At 69.0% G+C, this 21,897-nt stretch carries 17 protein-coding genes; 6 read left to right on the top strand and 11 right to left on the bottom strand.

Features of this window, described 5'->3' with window-relative positions:
* Nucleotides 1-449 precede the first annotated feature (449 nt).
* On the bottom strand, nucleotides 450-2,387 hold the full coding sequence (locus tag ACIN94_RS14905) for a PASTA domain-containing protein (RefSeq protein ID WP_400705176.1): 1,938 nt from the start codon (nucleotides 2,385-2,387) through the stop codon (nucleotides 450-452).
* A gap of 171 nt (nucleotides 2,388-2,558) precedes the next feature.
* On the opposite strand from ACIN94_RS14905, the gene ACIN94_RS14900 reads away from it, so the two are divergent.
* Nucleotides 2,559-2,684 (top strand): hypothetical protein, encoded by a 126-nt coding sequence (locus tag ACIN94_RS14900; protein WP_400705173.1) that lies wholly within the window; start codon nucleotides 2,559-2,561, stop codon nucleotides 2,682-2,684.
* A 4-nt stretch (nucleotides 2,685-2,688) separates the two neighbouring features.
* Here ACIN94_RS14900 and ACIN94_RS14895 read toward each other — a convergent pair whose 3' ends face one another.
* The 4 genes from ACIN94_RS14895 to dxr all read right to left on the bottom strand — a co-directional run bounded on the left by ACIN94_RS14895 (nucleotide 2,689) and on the right by dxr (nucleotide 7,725).
* Entirely contained in the window at nucleotides 2,689-3,531 is an 843-nt protein-coding gene (locus tag ACIN94_RS14895) for a GNAT family N-acetyltransferase (RefSeq protein ID WP_400705852.1), read from the bottom strand.
* Nucleotides 3,532-3,593: 62 nt separating this feature from the next.
* Entirely contained in the window at nucleotides 3,594-5,180 is a 1,587-nt protein-coding gene (locus ACIN94_RS14890; protein ID WP_400705170.1) for an alpha/beta hydrolase, read from the bottom strand.
* A 155-nt stretch (nucleotides 5,181-5,335) separates the two neighbouring features.
* Nucleotides 5,336-6,502, bottom strand: a complete 1,167-nt coding sequence (gene ispG, locus ACIN94_RS14885; RefSeq protein WP_400705167.1) for a flavodoxin-dependent (E)-4-hydroxy-3-methylbut-2-enyl-diphosphate synthase — start codon at nucleotides 6,500-6,502, stop codon at nucleotides 5,336-5,338.
* 35 nt (nucleotides 6,503-6,537) lie between these two features.
* Nucleotides 6,538-7,725 carry a 1-deoxy-D-xylulose-5-phosphate reductoisomerase gene (gene dxr / locus ACIN94_RS14880; RefSeq protein WP_400705164.1) on the bottom strand — a complete coding sequence of 396 codons (1,188 nt, stop codon included), beginning with the start codon at nucleotides 7,723-7,725 and terminating at the stop codon, nucleotides 6,538-6,540.
* A 181-nt stretch (nucleotides 7,726-7,906) separates the two neighbouring features.
* On the opposite strand from dxr, the gene ACIN94_RS14875 reads away from it, so the two are divergent.
* Both ACIN94_RS14875 and ACIN94_RS14870 read left to right on the top strand, forming a co-directional pair.
* Nucleotides 7,907-8,938 carry a trypsin-like serine peptidase gene (locus ACIN94_RS14875; RefSeq protein ID WP_400705161.1) on the top strand — a complete coding sequence of 344 codons (1,032 nt, stop codon included), beginning with the start codon at nucleotides 7,907-7,909 and terminating at the stop codon, nucleotides 8,936-8,938.
* 52 nt (nucleotides 8,939-8,990) lie between these two features.
* Complete coding sequence (locus tag ACIN94_RS14870; RefSeq protein ID WP_400705158.1) at nucleotides 8,991-9,989, top strand: trypsin-like serine peptidase; 999 nt, start codon at nucleotides 8,991-8,993, stop codon at nucleotides 9,987-9,989.
* A gap of 498 nt (nucleotides 9,990-10,487) precedes the next feature.
* On the opposite strand, the gene ACIN94_RS14865 is transcribed toward ACIN94_RS14870, so the two are convergent.
* The gene (locus ACIN94_RS14865; protein ID WP_400705155.1) at nucleotides 10,488-11,915 is read right to left on the bottom strand and encodes an aldehyde dehydrogenase family protein; all 1,428 of its coding nucleotides are present in this window, start codon (nucleotides 11,913-11,915) and stop codon (nucleotides 10,488-10,490) included.
* Nucleotides 11,916-12,133: 218 nt separating this feature from the next.
* Between ACIN94_RS14865 and ACIN94_RS14860 the strand changes: the two genes are divergently transcribed.
* The gene (locus ACIN94_RS14860) at nucleotides 12,134-12,760 is read left to right on the top strand and encodes a TetR/AcrR family transcriptional regulator (protein WP_400705152.1); all 627 of its coding nucleotides are present in this window, start codon (nucleotides 12,134-12,136) and stop codon (nucleotides 12,758-12,760) included.
* Between the two features lie 27 nt (nucleotides 12,761-12,787).
* On the opposite strand, the gene ACIN94_RS14855 is transcribed toward ACIN94_RS14860, so the two are convergent.
* Nucleotides 12,788-14,260 carry a PucR family transcriptional regulator gene (locus tag ACIN94_RS14855; RefSeq protein ID WP_400705149.1) on the bottom strand — a complete coding sequence of 491 codons (1,473 nt, stop codon included), beginning with the start codon at nucleotides 14,258-14,260 and terminating at the stop codon, nucleotides 12,788-12,790.
* Nucleotides 14,261-14,351: 91 nt separating this feature from the next.
* On the opposite strand from ACIN94_RS14855, the gene gabT reads away from it, so the two are divergent.
* Nucleotides 14,352-15,704, top strand: a complete 1,353-nt coding sequence (gene gabT / locus ACIN94_RS14850; RefSeq protein ID WP_400705146.1) for a 4-aminobutyrate--2-oxoglutarate transaminase — start codon at nucleotides 14,352-14,354, stop codon at nucleotides 15,702-15,704.
* 179 nt (nucleotides 15,705-15,883) lie between these two features.
* Nucleotides 15,884-16,129 carry a hypothetical protein gene (locus tag ACIN94_RS14845; RefSeq protein ID WP_400705143.1) on the top strand — a complete coding sequence of 82 codons (246 nt, stop codon included), beginning with the start codon at nucleotides 15,884-15,886 and terminating at the stop codon, nucleotides 16,127-16,129.
* Between the two features lie 87 nt (nucleotides 16,130-16,216).
* On the opposite strand, the gene ACIN94_RS14840 is transcribed toward ACIN94_RS14845, so the two are convergent.
* The 4 genes from ACIN94_RS14840 to ACIN94_RS14825 form a co-directional block, all read right to left on the bottom strand.
* A complete protein-coding gene (locus ACIN94_RS14840; protein ID WP_400705140.1) occupies nucleotides 16,217-17,917 on the bottom strand; it encodes an ABC transporter family substrate-binding protein in 1,701 nt (566 codons plus the stop codon).
* Between the two features lie 25 nt (nucleotides 17,918-17,942).
* Nucleotides 17,943-20,003 carry a dipeptide ABC transporter ATP-binding protein gene (locus ACIN94_RS14835; RefSeq protein ID WP_400705850.1) on the bottom strand — a complete coding sequence of 687 codons (2,061 nt, stop codon included), beginning with the start codon at nucleotides 20,001-20,003 and terminating at the stop codon, nucleotides 17,943-17,945.
* Between the two features lie 71 nt (nucleotides 20,004-20,074).
* Nucleotides 20,075-20,914, bottom strand: coding sequence for an ABC transporter permease (locus ACIN94_RS14830; protein WP_400705137.1), 840 nt, complete (start codon nucleotides 20,912-20,914; stop codon nucleotides 20,075-20,077).
* A complete protein-coding gene (locus tag ACIN94_RS14825; protein ID WP_400705134.1) occupies nucleotides 20,915-21,892 on the bottom strand; it encodes an ABC transporter permease in 978 nt (325 codons plus the stop codon).
* Between the last annotated feature and the right edge of the window lie 5 nt (nucleotides 21,893-21,897).

Raw genomic sequence — 21,897 nt, 5'->3', positions numbered from 1 at the left:
CCCGGCTGAGGCGGCATCGGATAACTCGGCGGCCCCCCCGGACCCGGCTGAGGCGGCGGCTGGAGAGGCCGGGAAACGGGCTGATCGGATCCGTAGGGCGGTGGCTGTGCGGCAGCGGTAGCCGTGCCGCCGAGAAGGAAGAACCCTGCGGTGGTCAGACAGAAGAGACGTCGCATGAAATCCCCAATGAATAGCATTTTGAATGGCGGAAAAAAGAAATTCCGACCTTTCGGGGGGATGACGTGCGCCCTGATCTCTAGAAATGCTATATCGCATCATGACGGGATGTCTCGCAGTGACTCGCCATGGAACGCTATCAATCCGTCAGTTGCCTCCGGGCAGCTCGCAGCGCGGCCAGCCCTCGCCTGACGATAAGCCCCGACCGGCGTCCACGAGTTCCCCACGGGGCTCGCCGGCGGAGGCCTCCTCCTCGCGTCCTCCGCCGCGCATTACTCGTCAGCCCCTCTCCTGACCTCGGTGGGGCCGGACGGGTCCGGGCCCGTCGGGTCGACAGGGACGGTGGACTCACCGGGGCCGGGATCAGGCCCGGGCCCCGGCCCCGGGCCGCTCTGCCCCTCTACACCTATCGTGATCACGACCACGGCATCCGGCCGGGCACACGTGCCGGACGCCCCGCTCTGCGCCAGCACCACGCCGGACTGCGACAGGTCGCTGACAATCCGGGGGCGCACCCGTACGGTGAATCCCGCCTCGCTCAGCGCGCTCCGCGCATCCGCCTCCTTCTGACCGACGACCGAGGGCACCTCGGCCCCGCGCCTGGACACGACGAGCGTCACCGCGCTGCCGGAGGAGACATGCTCCGCCGCGGCGGGGGCACTGGCCAGGACGCGGCCTCCAGGCTCCGCCGAGCAGCGCATGGTGATCTCACCCGGGACCAGTCCCGCCTGGGTGAGAGCCGTCTCGGCCTGATTCCTGCCGAGACCGGCCAGCACCGGCACCGGTACTCCCGCCGAGATCTCCACACTGACCTCGGTTCCCTTCGCGACCGTGATCCCCGCCGTCGGCAGGCTGCTGAGCACCTGCCCGACCGGACGGTCGGAGTCGGTCTGTGTGAGGGCTCCGACGACCAGCCCGGCGCGTTTGATCAGGCGCAACGCCTCGGAACGATTCAGCCCGGCGAGCGCCGGCACCAGAACTCCCGCGCCGGCCCGCGGCACCGGAGGTGCGGGGGACGGCGGGAGCAGAGGGGATGTGAGGGGCCCGGTGCCTGTGTTCGGCGCGGGCTTGGCCGAGCGAGCGCTCCTGGCCTGCTGCGGGGTGAGCTCGGCCCGCGTGGGTACCCCCGCCGGCCTCCCGCCGACCGGCGGCCCGGCCCGCTCGTCGCTCCCGCTCAGTGCCGGGACCAGCACCCCCATCAGCACGGCCGCACTCACCAGCAGCGCCCCCGACACCGCCACCGACGCCCTGGTAGCCGCCCGTCCCGGACGGGTCTGCGGCTCGGCGAACTCGCCGGGGGCGCCACGAGGACTGCGGCTCGGCGACGCGGGCAGAGGCGTGCCCGGCGGAGACCCGAACGCCACCGGGCCCCGGACCGATGAGGGCATCGGAACCGCCGACCGTACGTCGTCACCGAGCAGGGAGAGCAACAGTTCCCGGCTGGTGGGGCGGTTCCGAGGATCCTTCTCCAGACAGTCGGCGACCAGCGCGCCGAGCTGACCGCCGAGCTGACCGAGCTCCGGCGGTGCGCTGAGGATGCGATGGAATACGGCCGCGATCGAGTCCTGCCCGAATGGGGCGTGGGCGTTGGCGGCGAAGCAGATCGTGGCACCCCAGGAGAAGACATCGGCCGCCGGGCAGATCTCGGCCCCCTCCACCTGTTCGGGCGCCATGTAGGCGGGCGTGCCCGCACCGCGCCCGCTCTGCGTGGCTCCCGTGTCCAGCGCCCTGGCCAGCCCGAAGTCGATGACCCTCGGCCCATCGGAGCCCAGCAGCACGTTCTGCGGCTTGAAGTCGCGATGCACGATCCCGGCGCGGTGTATGGCCGCGAGCGCGGTGGCCGTGCCGATGGCCAGGCGCTCCAGCGCCCCTCCCCCGCGGGGTCCGGCGACCGCGACCTCCCGGTGGAGCGAGGGACCGTCGACGTATTCGCTGACGATGTAGGGGCGGTCACCGACCAGCCCGGCATCCATCACCTGGGCTGTGCAGAACCGTGCCACCTGCTTGGCCAGCTCGACCTCGCGCAGGAAGACCGCCTCGTCCTCCCCGAGTGGGCCGTGCAGTAGCTTGATCGCGTAGGGCTCGGAGCCGGTCGCGGGGTTCACCCCGAGATAGACCACTCCCTGACCGCCCTCTCCCAGGCGGCCCAGGATCGCGTACTCGCCGAGCGTTTCGAGATCTCCTGTCCTGAGCGGCTGGGCATGCGGCACGCGACCCTCCCCTCCCCACCACTCTTCCCACTCAAGAAGAGGTATTCCCGGCAGTCAACCGCGATGAAGCGCTTGAGACCCGCACCGTGACACTCATGTGATCCTCAGGCCAGGGTGAACGTGGTATATCGACCGTATAAATGCGCCTTCGTTCTTCCGGCCGCTGATACCGTGCCGTCCGGAGCGAGGCCGACCCGCAGCGCGGCTTTCGACGCGCGCGACCACGTGCCGGCGCCCTCCGCCACCCGGCCGGCCGGGCTGGAGCGCCTGGTGACCTGTCTGGTGCGCAGCCTCTGAGCTGTCAGAAAAGCACCGACATGAAGGTGCCGACCTCGCTGAACCCGACCCTGCGGTAGGCCGCCCGGGCAGGAGCGTTGTAGTCGTTGACGTACAGCGAGACCACCGGCGCGAAGCAGTCGAGCGCATGCTTGACCACCGAGGCCATCCCGGCCACCGCGTGTCCCCTGCCACGCAGGTCGGGATGGACCCAGACACCCTGGATCTGGCAGGCCAGCGGCGTGACGGCGCCGATCTCGGCCTTGAAGACGACTCTGCCGTGCTCGATCCGCGCATAGGACCGGCCGATCCGGATCAACTCGGCGACCCGGGACCGGTAGAGGGCACCGCCGTCCCCGCTCTCCGGGGAGATGCCCACCTCCTCGGTGAACATCGCCACGCAGGCCGGGAGCAGGGTCTCGAACTCCTCCGGCCGCACCCGCCTGACCAGCGGGTCGGCCGGGACCGGGGACGGCTCGGTGACCACCATCACCGGCTGCGCCCGGCGGATCGCACGGGCGGTGCCCCAGTGGGGCTCCAGCCGCTCCCACAGCGGCGCCACAGCGTCCGCGGGGCCGACGATCGAGGAACAGCGGCGGCCCTGCTTGCGGGCGCGGTCAGCGAAGGCGTGCACGGCGTCCGGGCCGGCGTTCACCGGGACCAGGTTGGCACCGGCATAGCAGAGAGAGGTCAGACCACCGCGCGGCCCGAACCCCCACATCTGGCCACCGAGCCTGGCCGGATTGAGCCCGACCGCACGGACCCTGGAGGCGACGAAGACATTGGCGACGGGATCGGCGTCCAGAAGCGCCAGCACCTCGTCACGGTCATTGTCGTCGAGCACGCGCGACGCCGTTGTGCGCAGCATCACGCGCTCAGCCTACGCGACCCCTGCGATTTTGGCAGGAACCAACATAGAGCCAGTCATCTCTACCTACCCAGATGTCCCCTCGTCCCCATGCGAGCGGCAGGCACGGACTCGGGGATTCCGGGGCAGCGGGCGTCCGGGGCGGCCGCGGTGCGCTGGTCCGGGCCGGGCAGGCTGCCGTCCTTGAGGTAGGCCACCAGGTAGCGGTCCACGCAGCGGTTCCCGCCGAGCGCGACACCATGGTTGCCACCGGGCACGGTCACCAGCCGGGAGGCGCCGAACAGCTTGCGCACCTGCAGTGCCCCCGAGTACGGCGTGGCGGCGTCACGCTCGGCCTGGATGAGCATGACCGGCGGCAGCTCCCGGCTGTCCTGGATTTTCACCGGGGTGCCGCCGGGCTCGGGCCAGAACGCACACGGCGCGTTGTACCAGGCATTCTGCCAGGTGAGGAAGGGCGCCTTGGTGTACAGCCTGGACATGTCGGCCCGCCACTGGGACCAGTCACGCGGCCAGGCGGCATCACGGCACTGCACTGCCAGGTAGACGGCGTACCCGTTCTCCGCCTTGGCGTCGTTCTCCACGTGCCGGCGGTAGGCGGCGACCATCGGCTCCGCGTCGTCCTTCTTGACATAGGCGGAGAACGCCCTGGCAAGCTGTGGCCAGATCACATCGGAGTAGCCGCCCGCGGTGTAGGTGTCGTCGAGCTCGCTCGGACCGACCACCCCGCCGGCCGGACGGGTGCGTAGCCGCTCCCGCATGGCGTACCACGCGAAGGAGACCGCCTTACCGGTCCCGCCCAGCCTGTAGACGTCGTTGTGGCGGGCCGTCCACTTCAGGAAGTCCTGGTGCCGCCGGTCGAAGGAGATGTCCTGGATGAGGTTGGAGTCGTACCAGACCCCCCGGGGGTCCACCACGCTGTCCAGGACGAGCCGCCTGACCCGGCTGGGGAAGAGCGTCGCGTAGAGCGCGCCGAGGTAGCTCCCGTAGGAGTAACCCATGAAGCTGATCTTCGACTCGCCAAGTGCCTCCCGGATCGCGTCCATGTCCCTGGCGGAGTTCTCGCTGCTCATATGGGGAAGCAGCCAGTTCCACCGGTCCCCGCACGCCCTGGCGTACTGCTGGGCCCGGTCGATCAGGGCGGTCTCCTCCCGATCGTCGCCGGGAACGTAGTCGGGGAGCGGCGGGGCATAGAACTTCACGGGGTCCACACAGCGGAGCGCGGGCTCACTGTTTCCCACCCCTCGCGGGTCGAAGCCGACCACGTCGAACCGGTCGGCCAGATTACCGGGGAGCTGGGCGGCGACGTATCCGGTCAGGCTGCGGCCGGACGCCCCGGGACCTCCGGGGTTGACCAGCAGCACTCCGAGATGGTCGGCGTCCCGGACGGCCTTCCCCCTGATCCGGTTCAGGGCCAGGGTGATGGTCCGGTCCGGGTTGCCGTAGTCGAGCGGCACCTTCAGGTTGGCGCATTCCATCTGGCCCGCCTTGGCCGGTGCGGGCAGCACGCCATCGAGCAGTCCTGTCTTGGGCGTCTCACCGCAGGGCCCCCAGACCAGCTCACTCCGCTGCTGCGCCACCGCTCCCTGTGGAATTCCGACGGTGAAGGCCAGCATTGCGGCGACCGCGACAGCCCCGACGACCCTTTTCACAGACGTCCCCTCCTCTTAAGGCAGAGGCGATGGTCTCCCAGGTGAGAGCACCATCATGGGGAACACAACCAGATTCTTACCACTCTGTATGCGAGCGATTGCTATGTGTAACCAAAGGAGTCAAGGCGGCGCCGGGTGGCCAGTGCTGCGACGGTCTAGCCGACGACGACCTCGGGACCAGGAGCCTCCCCGTCGAGGTCGACGTCCACGCCCATCTCCTCGGCCAGGCGCAGGGCCTCCTCGATGAGGGTCTCCACGATCTGAGACTCGGGGACGGTCTTGATGACCTCCCCCTTGACGAAGATCTGGCCCTTGCCATTACCGGAGGCGACACCGAGGTCGGCTTCACGGGCCTCGCCGGGACCGTTGACGACGCATCCCATCACCGCGACACGGAGGGGGACCTTCAGCCCCTCGAGGCCGGCCTGGACCTGCTCGGCCAGGGTGTAGACGTCGACCTGGGCGCGACCGCAGGACGGGCAGGAGACGATCTCCAGGCCACGCTCGCGCAGATTCAGCGACTCCAGGATCTGGGTCCCGACCTTGACCTCCTCGACCGGCGGAGCCGACAGCGACACGCGGATGGTGTCACCGATGCCTTCGGCCAGCAGCGCGCCGAACGCGACGGCGGACTTGATCGTGCCCTGGAACGCCGGGCCCGCCTCGGTGACGCCGAGGTGGAGCGGGTAGTCGCACCGGGCGGCCAGCAGGCGGTAGGCCTGGATCATCACGACCGGGTCGTTGTGCTTGACCGAGATCTTGATGTCGCGGAAGCCGTGCTCCTCGAAGAGCGAGCACTCCCACAGGGCCGACTCCACCAGCGCCTCGGGCGTCGCCTTGCCGTACTTCTGCAGCAGCCGGGGGTCGAGCGAACCGGCGTTGACGCCGATCCGGATGGGCACTCCGTGGTCGGCGGCGGCGCGGGCGATCTCGCCGACCTTGTCGTCGAACTTCTTGATGTTGCCCGGGTTGACCCGGACCGCCGCGCAGCCCGCCTCGATCGCGGCGAAGACGTACTTCGGCTGGAAGTGGATGTCCGCGATCACCGGGATCTGGGACTTCCTCGCGATGACCGGCAGCGCCTCGGCGTCGTCCTGGGAGGGCACGGCCACCCGGACGATCTGGCAGCCCGACGCGGTCAGCGCGGCGATCTGCTGAAGTGTCGCGTTGATGTCCGCGGTGACCGTGGTGGTCATCGACTGGACGGAGACCGGCGCATCCCCGCCCACCGGGACGGTGCCGACCATGATCTGACGGGATTTGCGTCGCTCGGCGATCGGCCTGGTCCTTACGGAGGGGATCCCGAGAGCAACAGAATTCATTTTCAGCCCTTGAAATGTCGACGACGCTGCCCAGTCTAGGCAGTCCCGCTGAGCTCCCGCGCCCTTACTCTTGCCCATTCATCGGCATCGAGCACTTCCGCGACGGAATCCGCCCCGGTCACCGTGTGTTCGGAGACCACCGCGGCCACGGTGTCGACGATGCCGAGGAAGGGCAGCCGCCCGGCCATGAAGGCGTCGACGCAGACCTCGTTGGCGGCGTTGTATACGGCGGGGGCCGTGCCACCCGCGGCGCCGACGTGACGGGCCAGCGCGACGGCGGGGAAGGCGTCGTCGTCGAGCGGGTCGAAGGTCCAGGTGTGGGCCTTGGTCCAGTCGACCGTGGGGGCGGCGTCGGCGACCCGTTCCGGCCAGCCGAGGGCCAGTGCGATGGGCAGCCTCATGTCGGGCGGGCTGGCCTGGGCGATGACCGAGCCGTCCACGAACTCGACCATGGAGTGGACGACCGACTGCGGATGGACCACGACGGTGATCCTGTCGAAGCCGATGTCGAAGAGCAGGTGTGCCTCGATGATCTCCAGGCCCTTGTTCACGAGGGTGGCGGAATTCACCGTGATGACCGGCCCCATCGACCAGGTGGGGTGGGCCAGGGCCTGCTCAACGGTCACGTCCGCGAGCTCCGCGCGCGACCTGCCGCGGAAGGGGCCACCGCTGGCGGTGACGATGAGACTCCGCACAGCCGACGCGTCGGGACCGGCGGGCCCGGCGGCCCAGAGACACTGGGCGAGCGCGGCGTGCTCGGAGTCGACCGGAATCAGCTGCCCCGGCTTGGCCAGACGCTTCACCAGCGGGCCGCCGATGATCAGTGACTCCTTGTTGGCGAGGGCGAGCGTCCTGCCCGCCTCAAGCGCGGCCAGCGTCGAGGTCAGCCCCAGGGCGCCGGTGATGCCGTTGAGCACCGTGTCGGACGGCCAGGCGGCGACCTCGGCGACCCCTTCGGGTCCGGCGAACACCTTGGCGGTCACCCCCAGCGCGGCCAGGGCGTCCCGCAGTGCCGGCGCGGCCGAGGGATCCGCGACGGCCACCGCCTCGGGCCGGAACTCGGCCGCCTGACGGGCCAGCAGGTCGATGCGCCCACCTCCGGCGGCGAGCGCCACCACCCGGAACCGGCCGGGGTTGCGGGCGATGACATCGAGGGACTGGGTCCCGATGGAGCCGGTCGAGCCGAGCAGGACGACGGAGCGAGTGGTGTCTGGCTGCACCATCCCATTCTCCCGGCTCCCGGCTCCCTGTCGAACCGGTACCGAAATCCGTGATGGGTGAAACGCGCGATAAAAGGCGCTACTTAAGTCTTAATTTCGCTATATCAATAGTTGTAAATCTTGAGAAATGCGGTTATCTGACGCACTAGCTTCCCGAACCAGCATCCGGTCTCGGGAGGTACAAATGCGCCGTACAGCACGGCTGGTCCCCATAATCACTCTCGTCGCGGGCAGCACCCTGCTCTCCGCGGCGGTCGCACACGGCGCCACCGCGACGGCGGGCCGCCCTCACCCCATCGGCAGGAAGGCCGCCGGCACCGGGACCGAGCAACGCACCGTCCAGCGCTACTGGACGGAGGCGAAGATGGAAGCGGCCCAGCCACTCGACACCCTCGCCCCCAAGAAGGACGGTGTCCGGCTCACCGCGGCGTCGATCGCGGCACAGGCGGCGGCGCCCCCCGTCTCGGTCTCGGCGACCTCTCCCGGCGGCGGCACCGTCATGACCGTCCAGGCACCTGTAGCCGCACGCGCCTCCACGGGGTCGCCGTGGACCCGCCAGAGTGCGATCACCAAGACCGCCGGGCGGGTGTTCTTCACCTACCAGGGCCGCAATGCCTCCTGTTCGGGCAGCGCGGTGACCAGCGACAACAAGAGCACCGTGATCACCGCGGGGCACTGCGTCAAGATGGGCGGCGCCTTCCACGGCAACTGGGTGTTCGTTCCGGGCTACGACAACGGCGACCGGCCGCACGGCACCTGGGTGGCGACCACGCTCTACACCACCCCGCAGTGGAACAACAGCGAGGACGTCAACTACGACGTGGCGGCCGCCGTGGTGGCCCCGCTGAACGGTCAGTCGCTGACGGACGTGGTCGGCGGCCAGGGTGTCTCCTTCAACCAGGCCAGACGCCAGCAGATGCACTCCTTCGGATATCCGGCCGCCGCCCCCTACGACGGATCGAAGCTGATCTACTGCGGCGGCCGGGCGTTCGACGACTTCCTGATGTCCCGTGACATCGGCCTGAACTGCGACATGACCGGGGGATCGAGCGGCGGCCCCTGGTTCGTCAACTTCAACGAGAGCACCGGTCTGGGCACTCTGAACTCGGTGAACAGCTTCAAGTACGGCTTCGCCACCGGCTGGATGTTCGGCCCGTACTTCGGGACCGACGCGCAGGCCGTCTACGAGGCCGCACAGGGTACCAACACTCCCTGAGTTTGACGGAAAGTGTCGGCAACGGAACACTACGTAGTGCAAAATCGGGCCCATGACCTCGACCCTCCCCCTGTTCGCGGGTGCCGTGCTCGTCGCCGGTCTGATGGGCACTCCCCCGACCGGCGCGACGACCATGGAGCACGGGCAGGCCGTGCACCCGGCTCAACCGCTCCAGACGGCCACGGAGGCGGTCCCGGAAAGAGACGACGTCGTCGAGCACACGGCCGCCGGCAGCGTGTCGGACCAGAACCGCGTGCTCGACTACTGGACCCCTCGCCGGATGGCGGACGCCGCCCCGATCGACCTGCTCGGGGCGGCGACCCGGGTGCTCGGCACGCCGGGCGCTCCCGTTCACCAGCGGAACCCCCGCACCGGCGGAGCGCGCTGGAGCGCGGGTGGTTGGGTGACCCGCACCACCGGCCGGGTCTTCCTCACCATCGGCGGGCTCGACTTCGTGTGCTCGGCCAGCTCGGTCAGGAGCGCCAACAAGGACCTCGTGGTGACCGCCGGCCACTGCGTCAAGGACGGCACCGGCGCCTGGGCCGACAACTGGACCTTCGTGCCCGGTTACGACCAGGGCCGCCAGCCCTACGGGCAGTTCACCGCCCGCCGCATGTTCGTCACCGGTCCGTGGTCGCGCAGCGCCGACGACAGCCACGATGTCGGCATGGTGGCGCTCAACGCCAGAAACGGCGTACATGTGGGGGACGTCGTCGGAGGCCAGGACATCGCCTTCGACACTCCCCGGGGACGCCCGGCCCACACCTTCGGTTTCCCCACCGAGTCGCCCTACGACGGCGAGCATCTGATCTACTGCGCCGGCCCGATCCGCGCCGACCCCCACGACCAGACCGGCGACCAGGGCATGCGCTGCGACATGACCGCCGGATCGAGCGGTGGTCCCTGGCTGAGCGGCTTCGACACCGGCACCGGACGCGGCGCGATCACCTCGGTGAGCAGCTTCAAATACAGCGACGACCGGAACACCATGTACGGCCCCTACTTCGGCACCACGGTCAAGGAGCTCTACACCACCGCAGAAAGATCCTGACCACGAGCCCGAGGCGTGTCCGTGGTGGCCGGTCTTGTGTTCGCGCTGCGGTGGGTGGGTGTTCCGGCCGGCCGTCTCAGTCACTGCCTGGTGTTTCAGGCCTCCGGCCTGGCCCTGCGCTCCTTTCGGAGGTGAGGCTTCAGCTGCGGCGGCTCGCCCTGAACGGTCTCGCAGGGATTGCTTCAGCGTCAAAGAGTCCGCTGGGCGGTCTGAAAGGGAGCGGCTACGGTCTGCTGGCCGTACGGCGAGGCAGGCATGGCGCGGAGGTGGGTGGGTGTTCCGGCCGGCGTATCAAAGGACCGCAACCACCACGCCCGCCAGGCCGGAGGCCTGAAACACCAGGCAGTGACTGAGACGGCCGGCCGGAACACCCACCCACCGCAGCGCGAACACAAGACCGGCCACCCCGGACACGTCGCAGGAGGTCCCCGAAAGGTAAGGCCCGCACCTGGAGGCAGCGGGTGCGGGCCTTGTGCGACGTACTCCGTCGTATGTGACCTACAGGGACAGCCCGGTGAGGACCATGACCTTCTCGTAGGTGAAGTCCGCCATGGCCGAGCGGACGCCCTCGCGGCCGACGCCCGAGCCCTTGACGCCGCCGTAGGGCATCTGGTCGGCACGGTAGGACGGGACGTCCCCGATGATCACGCCGCCGACCTCAAGCTCCCGGTTGGCGCGGAAGGCGATGTCCAGGTTGCGGGTGAACACCCCGGCCTGCAGGCCGTACGCGGAGTCGTTGACCGCGGCGAAGGCCTCGTCGACACCGGGCACGGACTGGATGATCATCACAGGTCCGAAGACCTCCTCGCAGGAGACCTTGGCGTCGTGCGGCACGTCGGTCAGGACGGTCGGCGTGACGGTGGCGCCGTCACGGGTGCCGCCGGCCAGGAGCCGGGCGCCGGCCGCGACGGCCTCCTTGATCCACTGCTCGACGCGCTCGGCGGCCTCGACCGAGACGAGCGGCCCGACCTGGGTCCGGTCGGCGGCGGGGTCTCCGGTGACCAGGGCCTCGACGGCGGGGACCAGCCTGGCCACGAAGTCCTCACGCACGGACTCCTCGACGATCACCCGCTGGACGGCGATGCAGCTCTGCCCGGCCTGGTAGTTGGAGAACAGCGCCACCCGGGAGGCGGCCCAGTCGAGGTCGGCGTCGGCGAGCACGACGGCGGCGGCGTTGCCGCCGAGCTCAAGGGTGACGTGCTTGCGCGGCACCTGATCCATGATCGCGTAGCCGACCGGCCCGGAGCCCGTGAAGGAGACGATCGGCAGGCGCGGGTCGTCGACCAGGGTGGCGGCGCGGTCGTTGGGCACCGGGAGCACGGAGAACATGCCCTCGGGCAGTGCGGTCTCGGCCAGGATCTCACCCAGCACCAGGGAGGAGATCGGCGTCGCCGGAGCCGGCTTGACGATGATCGGGGCGCCCACCGCGATGGCCGGGGCGACCTTGTGGGCCACCAGGTTGAGCGGGAAGTTGAACGGCGTGATCGCCAGGACCGGACCGTGCGGGACGCGCGAGACGTAGGCGAGACGGCCGTTGGAGGCGGCCTCGGTGTCCAGGCGCACGGCCTCGCCGCCGAGGCGGCGGGTCTCCTCGGCGGCGAACCGGAAGGTGGAGATCGCGCGGTTGACCTCGCCGCGTGCCCAGAAGATCGGCTTGCCGTTCTCTTCCATGATCAGGCGGGCGATCTCCTCGGCCCGCTCGGCCAGGCGGCGCGAGACGTGGGCGAGAGCCCCTGCCCGCACGTGGACGGGGAGGGCCGCCGCCTGCTTCTGCACGGCCACCGCCGCGGCGACGGCCTCTTCGACCTGGTCGGCGGTCGGTACGGAGCAGACGCCGACGACACGGCCGTCATACGAATTGGTCACGGTAAGCTCGGCGTCCCCCGTGGCGGGGCGGCCGGCGAGCCAGAAGGGGCGCACGTCCATGGCTCCGACGGTATGCCACCGGTCCCGAGGCGGTGTTACTCCACTACGAACAAGACCCTTGCGCTGGTACACCGTTACGCATAAAAATATTTCCCCTGCTTGTCCGTAACGAAAATGCGGCGTGTTAAGGATATTTCTTACCTGCCAGCGGTTTGAGAGATCGCTGTCCTGGCTAAGTCACAGAGTGCAACTCCCCATGAGCGGAAGGGCGCGGCTGCATGACCTCCTCGCCGCCACGCGGGCTGCAGGGCGCCTATCTGCTCGGTGAACGGGCAACTCAGGACGAGCTCCGCGGCAAGCTGCTTGACGTGGCCAGCCAGCTTCTCGTCACCATCGGCCCCGAAAGCCTGTCGATGCGCCGGATCGCCACCGAGGCCGGATGCTCGACGACCGTCATCTACACCATGTTCGGCAGCAAGGAGGGGCTGGCCGAGGCGCTTTACCTGGAGGGTTTCGAGCGCTTCCGGCGACGTCTGGAGTCCGTGCCGGCGCGCCGGAACGCGCTGGAGCACCTCACCGCCCTCGGTCCCGCCTACCGTGAGGCGGCACTGTCCGAGTCCGGTTACTACGCCCTGATGTTCGAGCGGGCGATCCCTGGTTTCGTGCCGAGCGAGCGGGCCAGAACTCTGGCCCGGGCGGCGCTCAACATTCTCGACCGGGTGATCGCCGACTGCATCTCGTCGGGATACATCATCCCGACCCAGCCAAGGAAGATCGCCGATGCCCTCTGGGCCGCCGCCCAGGGCGCCATCAGTTTGGAACGTGCCGGGCACCTGCGTGACAGCCGCACCTATGACGCGGTCACCTACGCCACCATCTCGCGTTATCTGGTCGACAGGCCCTGAGTCCGCCGTTCGCCGCGGCGCGGCCGGTCAGCCCGTCATGGCCAGTGCGACCCAGAGTTCGGCGCGGGCCGCCGGGTCGTCGAGGTCACGGCCGAGGAGCTCGGCGACCCGGCGCATGCGGTAGCGCAGGGTGTGCCGGTGCACGCCGAGCCGCTGCGCGGCCGCGTCCCAGTGACCGTTGCACGCCAGGTAGGCGCGGAGGGACTCCAGCAGGTCGGCGCGCGAGCCGTACTCACGCAAGGGGGCGAGCAGCGCCGCGGAGAACGCCGCGGTCACGTCGGGCTCCAGCAGCGACAGCAGCCCCTGTCCCGCGAGATCGGCGAAGCGGACGACCCGCTCGGCCCGCTCGGCGGCACGGCGGGCCGAGGTGAGCGCCCGGTCGGCCTGGTCCATCCCGGTGCGCAGGTCGTCGAGACCAACCGGGGAACCGATCCCGACCGGACCGTGTTCCCGCAGCTCCGAGACCGTCTTCTCGACCTGGTCGGCCGCGACGACGGCCACCACGCGGTCGTCGGCGGCCACCGCGAACTCGTCGCCCGCGGCTTCCAGCACCGTCTCCTGATCGCCGCCGACGGCAAGCACCACCAGCGGTCCGGCGGGAAGCCCGCTCCCCAGCCGCTCCAGCGCCTCCCGTCCGGCCTCCGTCTCTCCTGCCAGCAGCAGCCGGAGCACCGCCGAACGGACCCGGCGCTCGGCCGCCAGATGCTCGCGGCCGTGCTCGATGGCGAGCGTCAGCAGGGATCCGGCGGCGTTGACCACGGTGTGCGCGACCGGTGTGAAGGGTCGGTCGAGGCCGACCGCGAAGAATCCCCTGACGCGACGGGCACCGAGCGGCTGCACGATGACGTGCTCCCGCGGTGTGGAGAGGGCCAGGGTCGCGGGGGCGCCCCCGCCCGCGGGCTTCCTCAGGCGCTCCAGTTCGGGAACGAGTCCGGCGATGGCGGTCGCCCCCTTCCCCGCCGCGTGCCGTACGGCTCCCGCCTCGTCGAGCAGGACGGACCAGCCACCGAGCTCGCGCGCGAGGCACTCGATCACCGCGCGGGGCCCCTCGGGGCGGAGGGCGGCGCGGGTGAGGCGGCCCTGGGCGGCGAAGGCGTGTCGGATCTCGTCGTACTGTTCGGCGGCGATCAGGTCGCTGACCGTCTTGCCGATCGCGACGAACGGGGTGGCGCGTGGCACCTCGATCAGCGGCAGCCCGGCCCGGGCCGCCGCGTCCACCAGCTCGGCCGGGATCGTCTCGTGTCCCAGCCCGACGCCGAACCCGAGGCCGGTGATCCCCTTGCCGACCAGCCGGTCGACGTACGGCCGGGCATTGCCGGCGTCCAGGCGCATGCCCGTGGTGAGGACCAGCTCGCCGCCCTCCAGGAAGGGGGTCGGGTCCTCCAGCTCGCTGACCGCCACCCAGCGCACCGGCCGGTCGAGCGCGTCCTGTCCTGTGAGCAGGCTGAGCTTGAGCGGCAGGCGCCGCACGACAGTACGGAGCGTCGGCGCCACAACCACCCCCGGTTTGTACGATACGGCCAGAGCGCTATCCGCAATTTTGCCATAGTGCATCATCCGCACATCGACATGCGCGACATACCGTCGCACTATGAGCACCGTCACCCAGGGCGGCCCCTCGCTTCCGCAGGAGCGCCGGGTCGTCACAGAGATCCCCGGTCCGAAGTCCCGCGAGCTGCTCGCGCGCAAACAGGCCGCCGTTCCCCAGGGCATCGGCACCACGCTGCCGGTCTTCGTGACCCACGCCGGTGGCGGTGTCGTCGTCGACGCCGACGGCAACTCCCTGATCGACTTCGGCTCCGGCATCGCGGTGACCAACGCCGGCAACGCCGCCCCGCGCGTGGTCGAGCGGGTGCAGAGGCAGGTCGCGGACTTCACCCACACCTGCTTCATGATCACGCCGTACGAGTCCTACGTCCAGGTCTGCGAGAAGCTCAACGAGCTCACCCCCGGTGACCACGAGAAGCGGACCTTCCTCCTCAACAGCGGCGCCGAGGCCGTGGAGAACGCGGTCAAGGTGGCCCGTCACGCCACCGGGCGCCAGGCGGTCGTCGTGTTCGACCACGGCTACCACGGCCGGACCCTGCTGACGATGTCGCTGACGGCCAAGAACATGCCGTACAAGCACAGGTTCGGCCCGTTCGCCCCCGAGATCTACCGGGTGCCGCTGGCCTACCCCTTCCGCTGGCCCACGGGCCCGGAGAACTGCGCGGAGGAGGCCGCGGCCCAGGCGATCGACCAGATCACCAAGCAGATCGGCGCGGAGAACGTGGCCGCCGTGGTGATCGAGCCGATCGCGGGCGAGGGCGGCTTCATCGAGCCGGCCAAGGGCTTCCTACCGAAGATCGTGGAGTTCTGCCGCGAGAACGGCATCGTCTTCATCGCCGACGAGGTCCAGACCGGGTTCTCCCGCACCGGTGACCTGTTCGCCTGCGAGGACGAGGGCATCGTCCCGGACATCATCGTCACCGCCAAGGGCATCGCGGGCGGCCTGCCGCTCGCCGCCGTCACCGGCCGCGCCGAGATCCTCGACAAGGTCCACGTCGGCGGGCTGGGCGGCACCTACGGCGGTAACCCGCTCGCCTGCGAGGCGGCGCTGGGCGTGCTGGAGACCATCGAGGCCGACGACCTGACCGGCAAGGCCCGCCGCATCGGCGAGGTCATGCTCCCCCGGCTGCGCGCCATCGCCGAGAAGAGCCCGGTGATCGGCGACGTGCGTGGCCGCGGCGCCATGATCGCCATCGAACTGGTGGTCCCCGGCACCAAGGATCCGCACCCCACCGCGGCGGGCGAGATCGCCAAGAGGTGCCACGCCGAGGGGCTGCTCGTGCTGACCGCGGGCACCTACGGCAACGTGCTGCGGTTCCTGCCTCCGCTGGTCATGCCCGAGCACCTGCTCGAAGAGGGTCTGGCGATCCTGGAGAAGGCCATCAGCGAGGTCTGACCGTTTAGATCATCATAAAAGGGGCACCCGGCTTGCGGCCGGGTGTCCCTTTTGCTGCTGTACGACCTGCAGCGAGGGAGTGATTTAACCACTGCTTGACACCTACCAAAGCGATCACGGGCCGTGACGACGTTATAACGGTTCCGATACGACACTGCGCGATCAAGACGGGAGGCGCGATGAACTGGGGACCGAACAGAACGGCGCGGAACACGCTGACGTTCGATCCTGAGGGCCTGACTCGCACCCAGCGTGAGGGCGATGCCTGCGTGGCCTGCCACAAGAAGTGGCCGCGACCGCGGATCAGAATCGGCCGCCTGCCCGACGACGGGGCCCTGTTCGCCTGCCCGGAGTGCGCGGACGCACTGGTCCAGGACCTCCAGGAGAACGTCTACCCTCTTCCTCGCCGCGTGGCCTTCTCCTAAGCCCTCCGTCCTTGCCCGGACAAGGACGGAGAAAAACGGACGTGCCCTCCTCCGCGAGAACGGAGGAGGGCACGTAACGTTCATCGGTTACTTGGTGAAGCCGACGATCTCCCACTGCTTGTCGGCGTAGCCGAAGGAGCCGTAGTTGGCCAGGTTCTTCTTGGTCGCGTGGATGTCCGGGCGCTGGTACATCGGGATGGTGTGGACCAGGTCCCAGATCAGCTTGTCAGCCTCGTTGCCCAGGTCGATCGCCTTCTGGGGGTCCATCTCACCGACGGCCTGCTCGATGATGGCGTCGAGCTCCGGGCTGCCGACGCGCGGGAAGTTGCTGCCGAAGTTGTCGGCACCCGTCGGCGTCTTGTAGATCTGCGGAAGGGCGCCGTTCGGGAACGGCGTGCCCAGCCACGAGAACGGCACGATGTCGAAGTTGCCGGGGATGACGTAGTCGTCGAAGAACTTGTCGTCCGGCACCGGCTCGACGGTGACCTTGACGCCGATCTCCTTCAGCATCGCCTGGGTCAGCTCACCCTCCTGCTTGGCGGTGGGCAGGGAGGCCGGGACGGTGAAGCGGATCGCGAACTCCTTGCCGTCCTTCTTGCGGTATTCGCCGTCCTGCGTCCAGCCCGCGGCGTCCAGGAGCTGCTTGGCCTTCTCCGGGTTGTACGTGCCGAGCTCACCGGAGTTGTCCACGTAACCCTTGTGGGTGTTCATGTACAGGTGGTTGTTGAGCACCTGGATCGGCCAGTCCATGTCCTTGAGGTCGGACGCGGCGATCGTCTCACGGTTGATGCCCATCAGGATGGCGTGACGGACCGACTTGTCCTTCAGCAGCTCGGCGGAGCCGTTGACGGTGAAGTGACGCCAGTTCGGGGCCGCCGCCTTACGGATGTCGACGTCCGGCACCTCCTTGGCCCGCTTGAGGTCGGCGGCGTTCGCCGGGATCTCGACCACGTCGATCTCACCGTTGGCGAAGGCGTTGATCGTGGCGTTGGACTCGATGGCCCGGAAGATGACCTTGTCGAGCTTGGCCTTCTGGCCCCACCAGTTCTCGTCACGGGCGACGGTGATGGTCTTGGCGGTCTGGTCGATCTTCTCGACCTTGAACGGGCCGGCGGTGACCGGGACCTTGTCGATCCAGCCCTTGTTGAAGGCCTCGGGCGTCTCGTTGGTGGAGGCCGGGTACAGCGGCGAGAACATACCCGGCCAGTCCGGGTACTGCTTGGCGAAGGTCACGATGACGTCCTGGTCGGTGTCACCCTTCTCCACCGACTCGACCCGGTCGTAGCCGTCGGTCGAGGAGACCTGGAACTTCTTGTTCTCGTCGTTCAGGGCCTTCCACTGCGCCTGGAAGTCCTTGTAGGTGATCGGCGTGCCGTCCGACCACGTGGCCTTGTCGTTGATCTTGTAGGTCACGACCTGCTTGTCACCCTGGAGCTCCATCTTCCACTCGGTGACATAGTTCGGGTCGTTGACGACGTCGGCCTTGTCGTTGGCGACGCCCGCCCGCGGCATGATCGTGTCAATGAGGTCCTTGACATCGGCGTGCGTGCCGTTGACCTGGTTGTAGTTCCACTGGGTGTGCCACTGGCTGAGCGCGAGCTTCACGGTGCCGCCGTCGGCGACCTGGTCGTAGGCAACCGGGTTGATCGTGCTGCCCGGAAGCTGCGCCGCGGCCTCCTGGGCGGCCTCACTCGACGCGGCCTTCGGCTTCTCGGCGGCGCCACCACAGGCGGTGAGGGCCATGGCCAGGAGTGCGGCTCCGGCGACGGCCTTGTAACCAACCTTCACTTGTTCCTCCAACACAGGGGTTCGTTCAGCGACGCGAGGTCTCGACGACCTCGGTCTCCTCGGGGTAGTGGCAGGCGACGCCGTGATCGGCGGCGGGCGCGAGCCGTACAACAGTGGGCTCTTCCTCTCCGCACCTGCGCGCCTGTGCCTCGCCCAGCTGGGCGCGCTTGGGGCAGCGGGTGCGGAAACGGCAGCCCGACGGCGGGGCGGCCGGGCTGGGCAGGTCGCCTTCGAGCAGGATCCGCTCGCGCGAGCGCTCCAGCTCGGGGTCGGGCAGCGGGATCGCCGACAGCAGCGCCCGCGTGTAGGGATGCGCGGGCCTGCCGTACACCTCCTCGACCGTGCCGATCTCGGTGATCTTGCCGAGATACATGACGGCGACCCGGTCCGCGAGGTGCCGGACCACCGACAGGTCGTGCGCGACGAACAGATAGGACAGGCCGAGTCTGGCCTTCAGGTCCTCCAGCAGGTTGATCACACCCGCCTGGATGGACACGTCCAGTGCCGACACGGGCTCGTCGAGCACGATCAGCCTGGGCTCCAGGGCCAGGGCGCGGGCGATGCCGATGCGCTGACGCTGGCCGCCGGAGAAGTGCTGCGGGTAACGCTCGGCGTGGCCCGGCTCCAGGCCCACCAGGGTGAGCAGCTCGGCGATCCGGGCACCGACATCCTTGTGGCCGTGCGCGCGGAGCGGCTCGGCGAGGATGTCACCGACCGGCATACGCGGGTCGAGCGCGGCCATCGGGTCCTGGAAGACGATCTGCAGGTCCTGGCGGAGCGCCTTGCGTTCGGCCTTGGCCAGCTTGGCGCTGTCCTTGCCGAGCACGACGACCGTGCCGCCCTGCGGCGCCTCCAGCTGCATGATCTGCTGGAGCGTGGTGGTCTTGCCGCAGCCGGACTCGCCGACCAGGGCCAGCGTCTCGCCCTCGGCGATGTCGAAGCTGACGCCGTCCACCGCGTGCACGGTGCCGACCTGGCGCTTGAACACCGCGCCCTTCATCAGCGGGTAGTACCGGATCAGGTCGTCGATCTGGAGCACGGTGGCCCGCTCGGAGCGCGGCCCGAGCTCCGTCGTCTCGGCCGGAGCCTCGGGCACGGGATAGACCGTGGCGCCGTCGAGGCCCTTGAGTTCGATCTCGTGCGAGCGGATACAGGCCGACATCCGGGTTCCGGAGCCGATCCGCTCCAGGTCGGGCTCAGCCTCGTCGCAGGCGCTGACCTTCATCGGACAGCGCGGCGCGAACGGACAGCCCGGCGGCAGCGCGGCGGGCGAGGGCGGGTTGCCCTCGATCGGGATCAGCCGCGCGGTCGGGCGGTCCATCCGCGGGATCGAGGCGAGCAGGCCCATCGTGTACGGCTGTCGCGGCCGGTAGTAGATCTCGTCCACGGCGCCGAGCTCGACCGGCTTGCCGGCGTACATCACCAGCACCCGGTCGGCCAGGCCCGCGACGACCCCCAGGTCATGCGTGATCATCACGATGCCCGCGCCGGTCTCCCGCTGCGCGGTCTTGAGCACCTCCAGGACCTGGGCCTGGATGGTGACGTCCAGCGCGGTGGTCGGCTCGTCGCAGATCAGCACGTCGGGGTCGTTGGCGATGGCCATGGCGATCATGGCGCGCTGGCGCATGCCGCCGGAGAACTCGTGCGGGAACGCCTTCGCCCGCACGTCCGGGTGCGGGATGCCGACCAGGTCCAGGAGCTCCACGGCCCGCTTGGCCGCCGAGGCCCTGCCGACCTTCTGGTGGATCCGCACCGCCTCGGCGATCTGGTCACCGATCGTGTAGACGGGGGTGAAGGCCGACAGCGGATCCTGGAAGATCATGCCGATGGCCTTGCCGCGGAGCCCGGTGAGCTCTTCCTCCGGCATGCCGATCAGTTCCCGGCCGTGCAGCTTGACCGAGCCGCTGATCTCGGCCCCCGGGGGGAGCAGGCCCATCACCGCCAGTGAGGTCACCGACTTGCCGGAACCCGACTCGCCGACGATGCCGAGTACCTCACCCCGGTTGAGCTGGTAGCTCACGCCCCGGACGGCCTTGATGCCGCCGCGGAAGGTCACGTTGAGGTCGTTCACCTCGAGGATGGGCATGTTCTCCTCGCCTGACGGCTCGCCGAGCCCGCCCCACGTGCCGTGTCCGCTGGTTCTCTCACTTCGCTCGTTCACTGGTTGCTCCCCGGGTCGAGCGCGTCGCGCAGGCCGTCGCCGATGAGGTTGATGCTCAGCACGAGCAGTACGAGAAGGCCGGCCGGGAAGAGGAACAGCCAGGGGTAGCCGGTGACCTTGTCGCTTCCGGCCGCGATCAGGGTGCCGAGCGAGACATCGGGCGGCTGGATGCCGAACCCGAAGAACGACAGGGCCGCCTCGCCGAGGATCGCGCCGCTGATGTTGAGCGTGGCGTCGATGATCAGCAGAGAGGACAGGTTCGGCACGATGTGCCGAAGGATGATCTTCCAGCCGGGGATGCCCATGTACCGGGCGGCCAGGATGTACTCCCGCTCCCGGAGGGAGAGCGTCATGCTCCGGACCACCCGGGATGTGATCATCCAGGAGAAGGCGCCGAGCAGGACCACGAACCAGATCCAGGAGCCGCCCTTGAGCCGCGGCGAGATGATCGCGATGATCAGGAAGCTGGGCAGGACGAGCAGCAGGTCCGTGCCCCACATCAGGGCCTTGTCCACCCACCCGCCGAAGTAGCCGGCGGCGGCGCCGACCAGGGCGGCGGCACCGGTGGAGAAGAGGGCGACGAGGAAGCCGATGACGATCGACTTCTGCATGCCGCGCAGCGTCACCGCGTAGACGTCCTGACCGATCTGGGTGGTCCCCCACCAGTGGTCGGCCGAGGGCGGCTCCATGAAGGCCGTGAAGTCCTTGTCGGTCCAGTCGTGGAGACCGACGAACGGGCCGGCGTAGGCGAGCACCAGGAGCAGGAGCAGCGCGAGCAGGCCGTAACGGGCCTGCGGGTTGCGCATCAGGCGGGTCAGAACGACCTTGGACCGCATCTAGCTCACCCGGACCCGGGGGTCGAGTGCGGCCACGACGAGGTCCGACAGCAGGCCCGCCACCAGGACGCAGACCGCCGCGAACATGCTCACCGCGGCGACCGAGTTGACGTCGTGGGTGTGGATCGAGTCGACCAGCCACGCGCCCATGCCGTGCCAGGCGAAGATCTTCTCGGTGAAGGTCGCCCCGGTCAGCATCGTGCCGAAGGCGAAGGCGAAGTAGGTCGCGGCCGGGATCAGCGCGGTCCGCAGCGCGTGCTTGAACAGCGCCTTCCCGCGGGTGAGTCCCTTGGCCCTCGCGGTGCGGACGAAGTCCTGGCCCAATACGTCCAGCATCATGTTGCGCTGGATCCGGCTGTAGAAGGCGACCTGGCCGAGGCAGAGGGAGATCGTCGGCAGGATGAGGTGGTTGAGCCGGTTGGTGAACTGGTCCCAGCCGCTCAGTACCGGGTTGTACTCACCGGTGTACTCCAGAAGCGTGAAGCCCAGCATGTCGTTGATCCCAACCGCTCCGATGGTGAGCATCGTCGCGATCACGAAGACCGGGATCGCCATGATGACGAAGGAGCTCACCCCGATCACCCGGTCACTGATCCTGTACTGCCTGACCGCGGCGTAGGCTCCGACGGCCACGCCGATTCCGGAGCCGAGGACCGTTCCGATAAGAAGCAACCGGAGACTGACGCCGACACGACGGCCCATCTCGTCGTTGACCGGCTTGCCCTCCCAGGTCTTGCCGAAGTCGCCCTGGACGACCCCGGAGACCCAGGTGACATAGCGCTCGAAGACCGGCGTCTTGTCGTTGAGGTTGTAGTCGTCCAGCATCGAGTCGATGACCGCTTCCGCCACCGGCGGTTGACGGCCTTCGTACTTGGCCCTCGGGTTGAGGCTGGTCGCGGCGAGGAAGTAGGCCATGCTCGCGGCGATCGCCACGAGCAGGACATTGCTGACCAGCCGCTTCAGCAGGTAGGCACCCATCGTCC

It is taken from the genome of Streptosporangium sp. NPDC087985 (assembly GCF_044741965.1).
In the GTDB taxonomy this organism is placed as follows: Bacteria; Actinomycetota; Actinomycetes; order Streptosporangiales; family Streptosporangiaceae; genus Streptosporangium.
The sequence above is the reverse complement of the archived record's forward strand: the minus strand, read 5'-3'. Positions and strand labels throughout refer to the sequence as shown.

What these genes read in the sequence shown, in the direction of transcription:
- ACIN94_RS14895 (WP_400705852.1), bottom strand. Translation starts at nt 3,531, where the DNA reads ATGCTGCGCACAACGGCGTCGCGCGTGCTCGACGACAATGACCGTGAC.
- ispG (WP_400705167.1), bottom strand. Translation starts at nt 6,502, where the DNA reads ATGAATTCTGTTGCTCTCGGGATCCCCTCCGTAAGGACCAGGCCGATC.
- dxr (WP_400705164.1), bottom strand. Translation starts at nt 7,725, where the DNA reads ATGGTGCAGCCAGACACCACTCGCTCCGTCGTCCTGCTCGGCTCGACC.
- ACIN94_RS14875 (WP_400705161.1), top strand. Translation starts at nt 7,907, where the DNA reads ATGCGCCGTACAGCACGGCTGGTCCCCATAATCACTCTCGTCGCGGGC.
- ACIN94_RS14870 (WP_400705158.1), top strand. Translation starts at nt 8,991, where the DNA reads ATGACCTCGACCCTCCCCCTGTTCGCGGGTGCCGTGCTCGTCGCCGGT.
- ACIN94_RS14865 (WP_400705155.1), bottom strand. Translation starts at nt 11,915, where the DNA reads ATGGACGTGCGCCCCTTCTGGCTCGCCGGCCGCCCCGCCACGGGGGAC.
- ACIN94_RS14860 (WP_400705152.1), top strand. Translation starts at nt 12,134, where the DNA reads ATGACCTCCTCGCCGCCACGCGGGCTGCAGGGCGCCTATCTGCTCGGT.
- gabT (WP_400705146.1), top strand. Translation starts at nt 14,352, where the DNA reads ATGAGCACCGTCACCCAGGGCGGCCCCTCGCTTCCGCAGGAGCGCCGG.
- ACIN94_RS14845 (WP_400705143.1), top strand. Translation starts at nt 15,884, where the DNA reads ATGAACTGGGGACCGAACAGAACGGCGCGGAACACGCTGACGTTCGAT.
- ACIN94_RS14835 (WP_400705850.1), bottom strand. Translation starts at nt 20,003, where the DNA reads ATGCCCATCCTCGAGGTGAACGACCTCAACGTGACCTTCCGCGGCGGC.
- ACIN94_RS14830 (WP_400705137.1), bottom strand. Translation starts at nt 20,914, where the DNA reads ATGCGGTCCAAGGTCGTTCTGACCCGCCTGATGCGCAACCCGCAGGCC.
- ACIN94_RS14825 (WP_400705134.1), bottom strand. Translation starts at nt 21,892, where the DNA reads ATGGGTGCCTACCTGCTGAAGCGGCTGGTCAGCAATGTCCTGCTCGTG.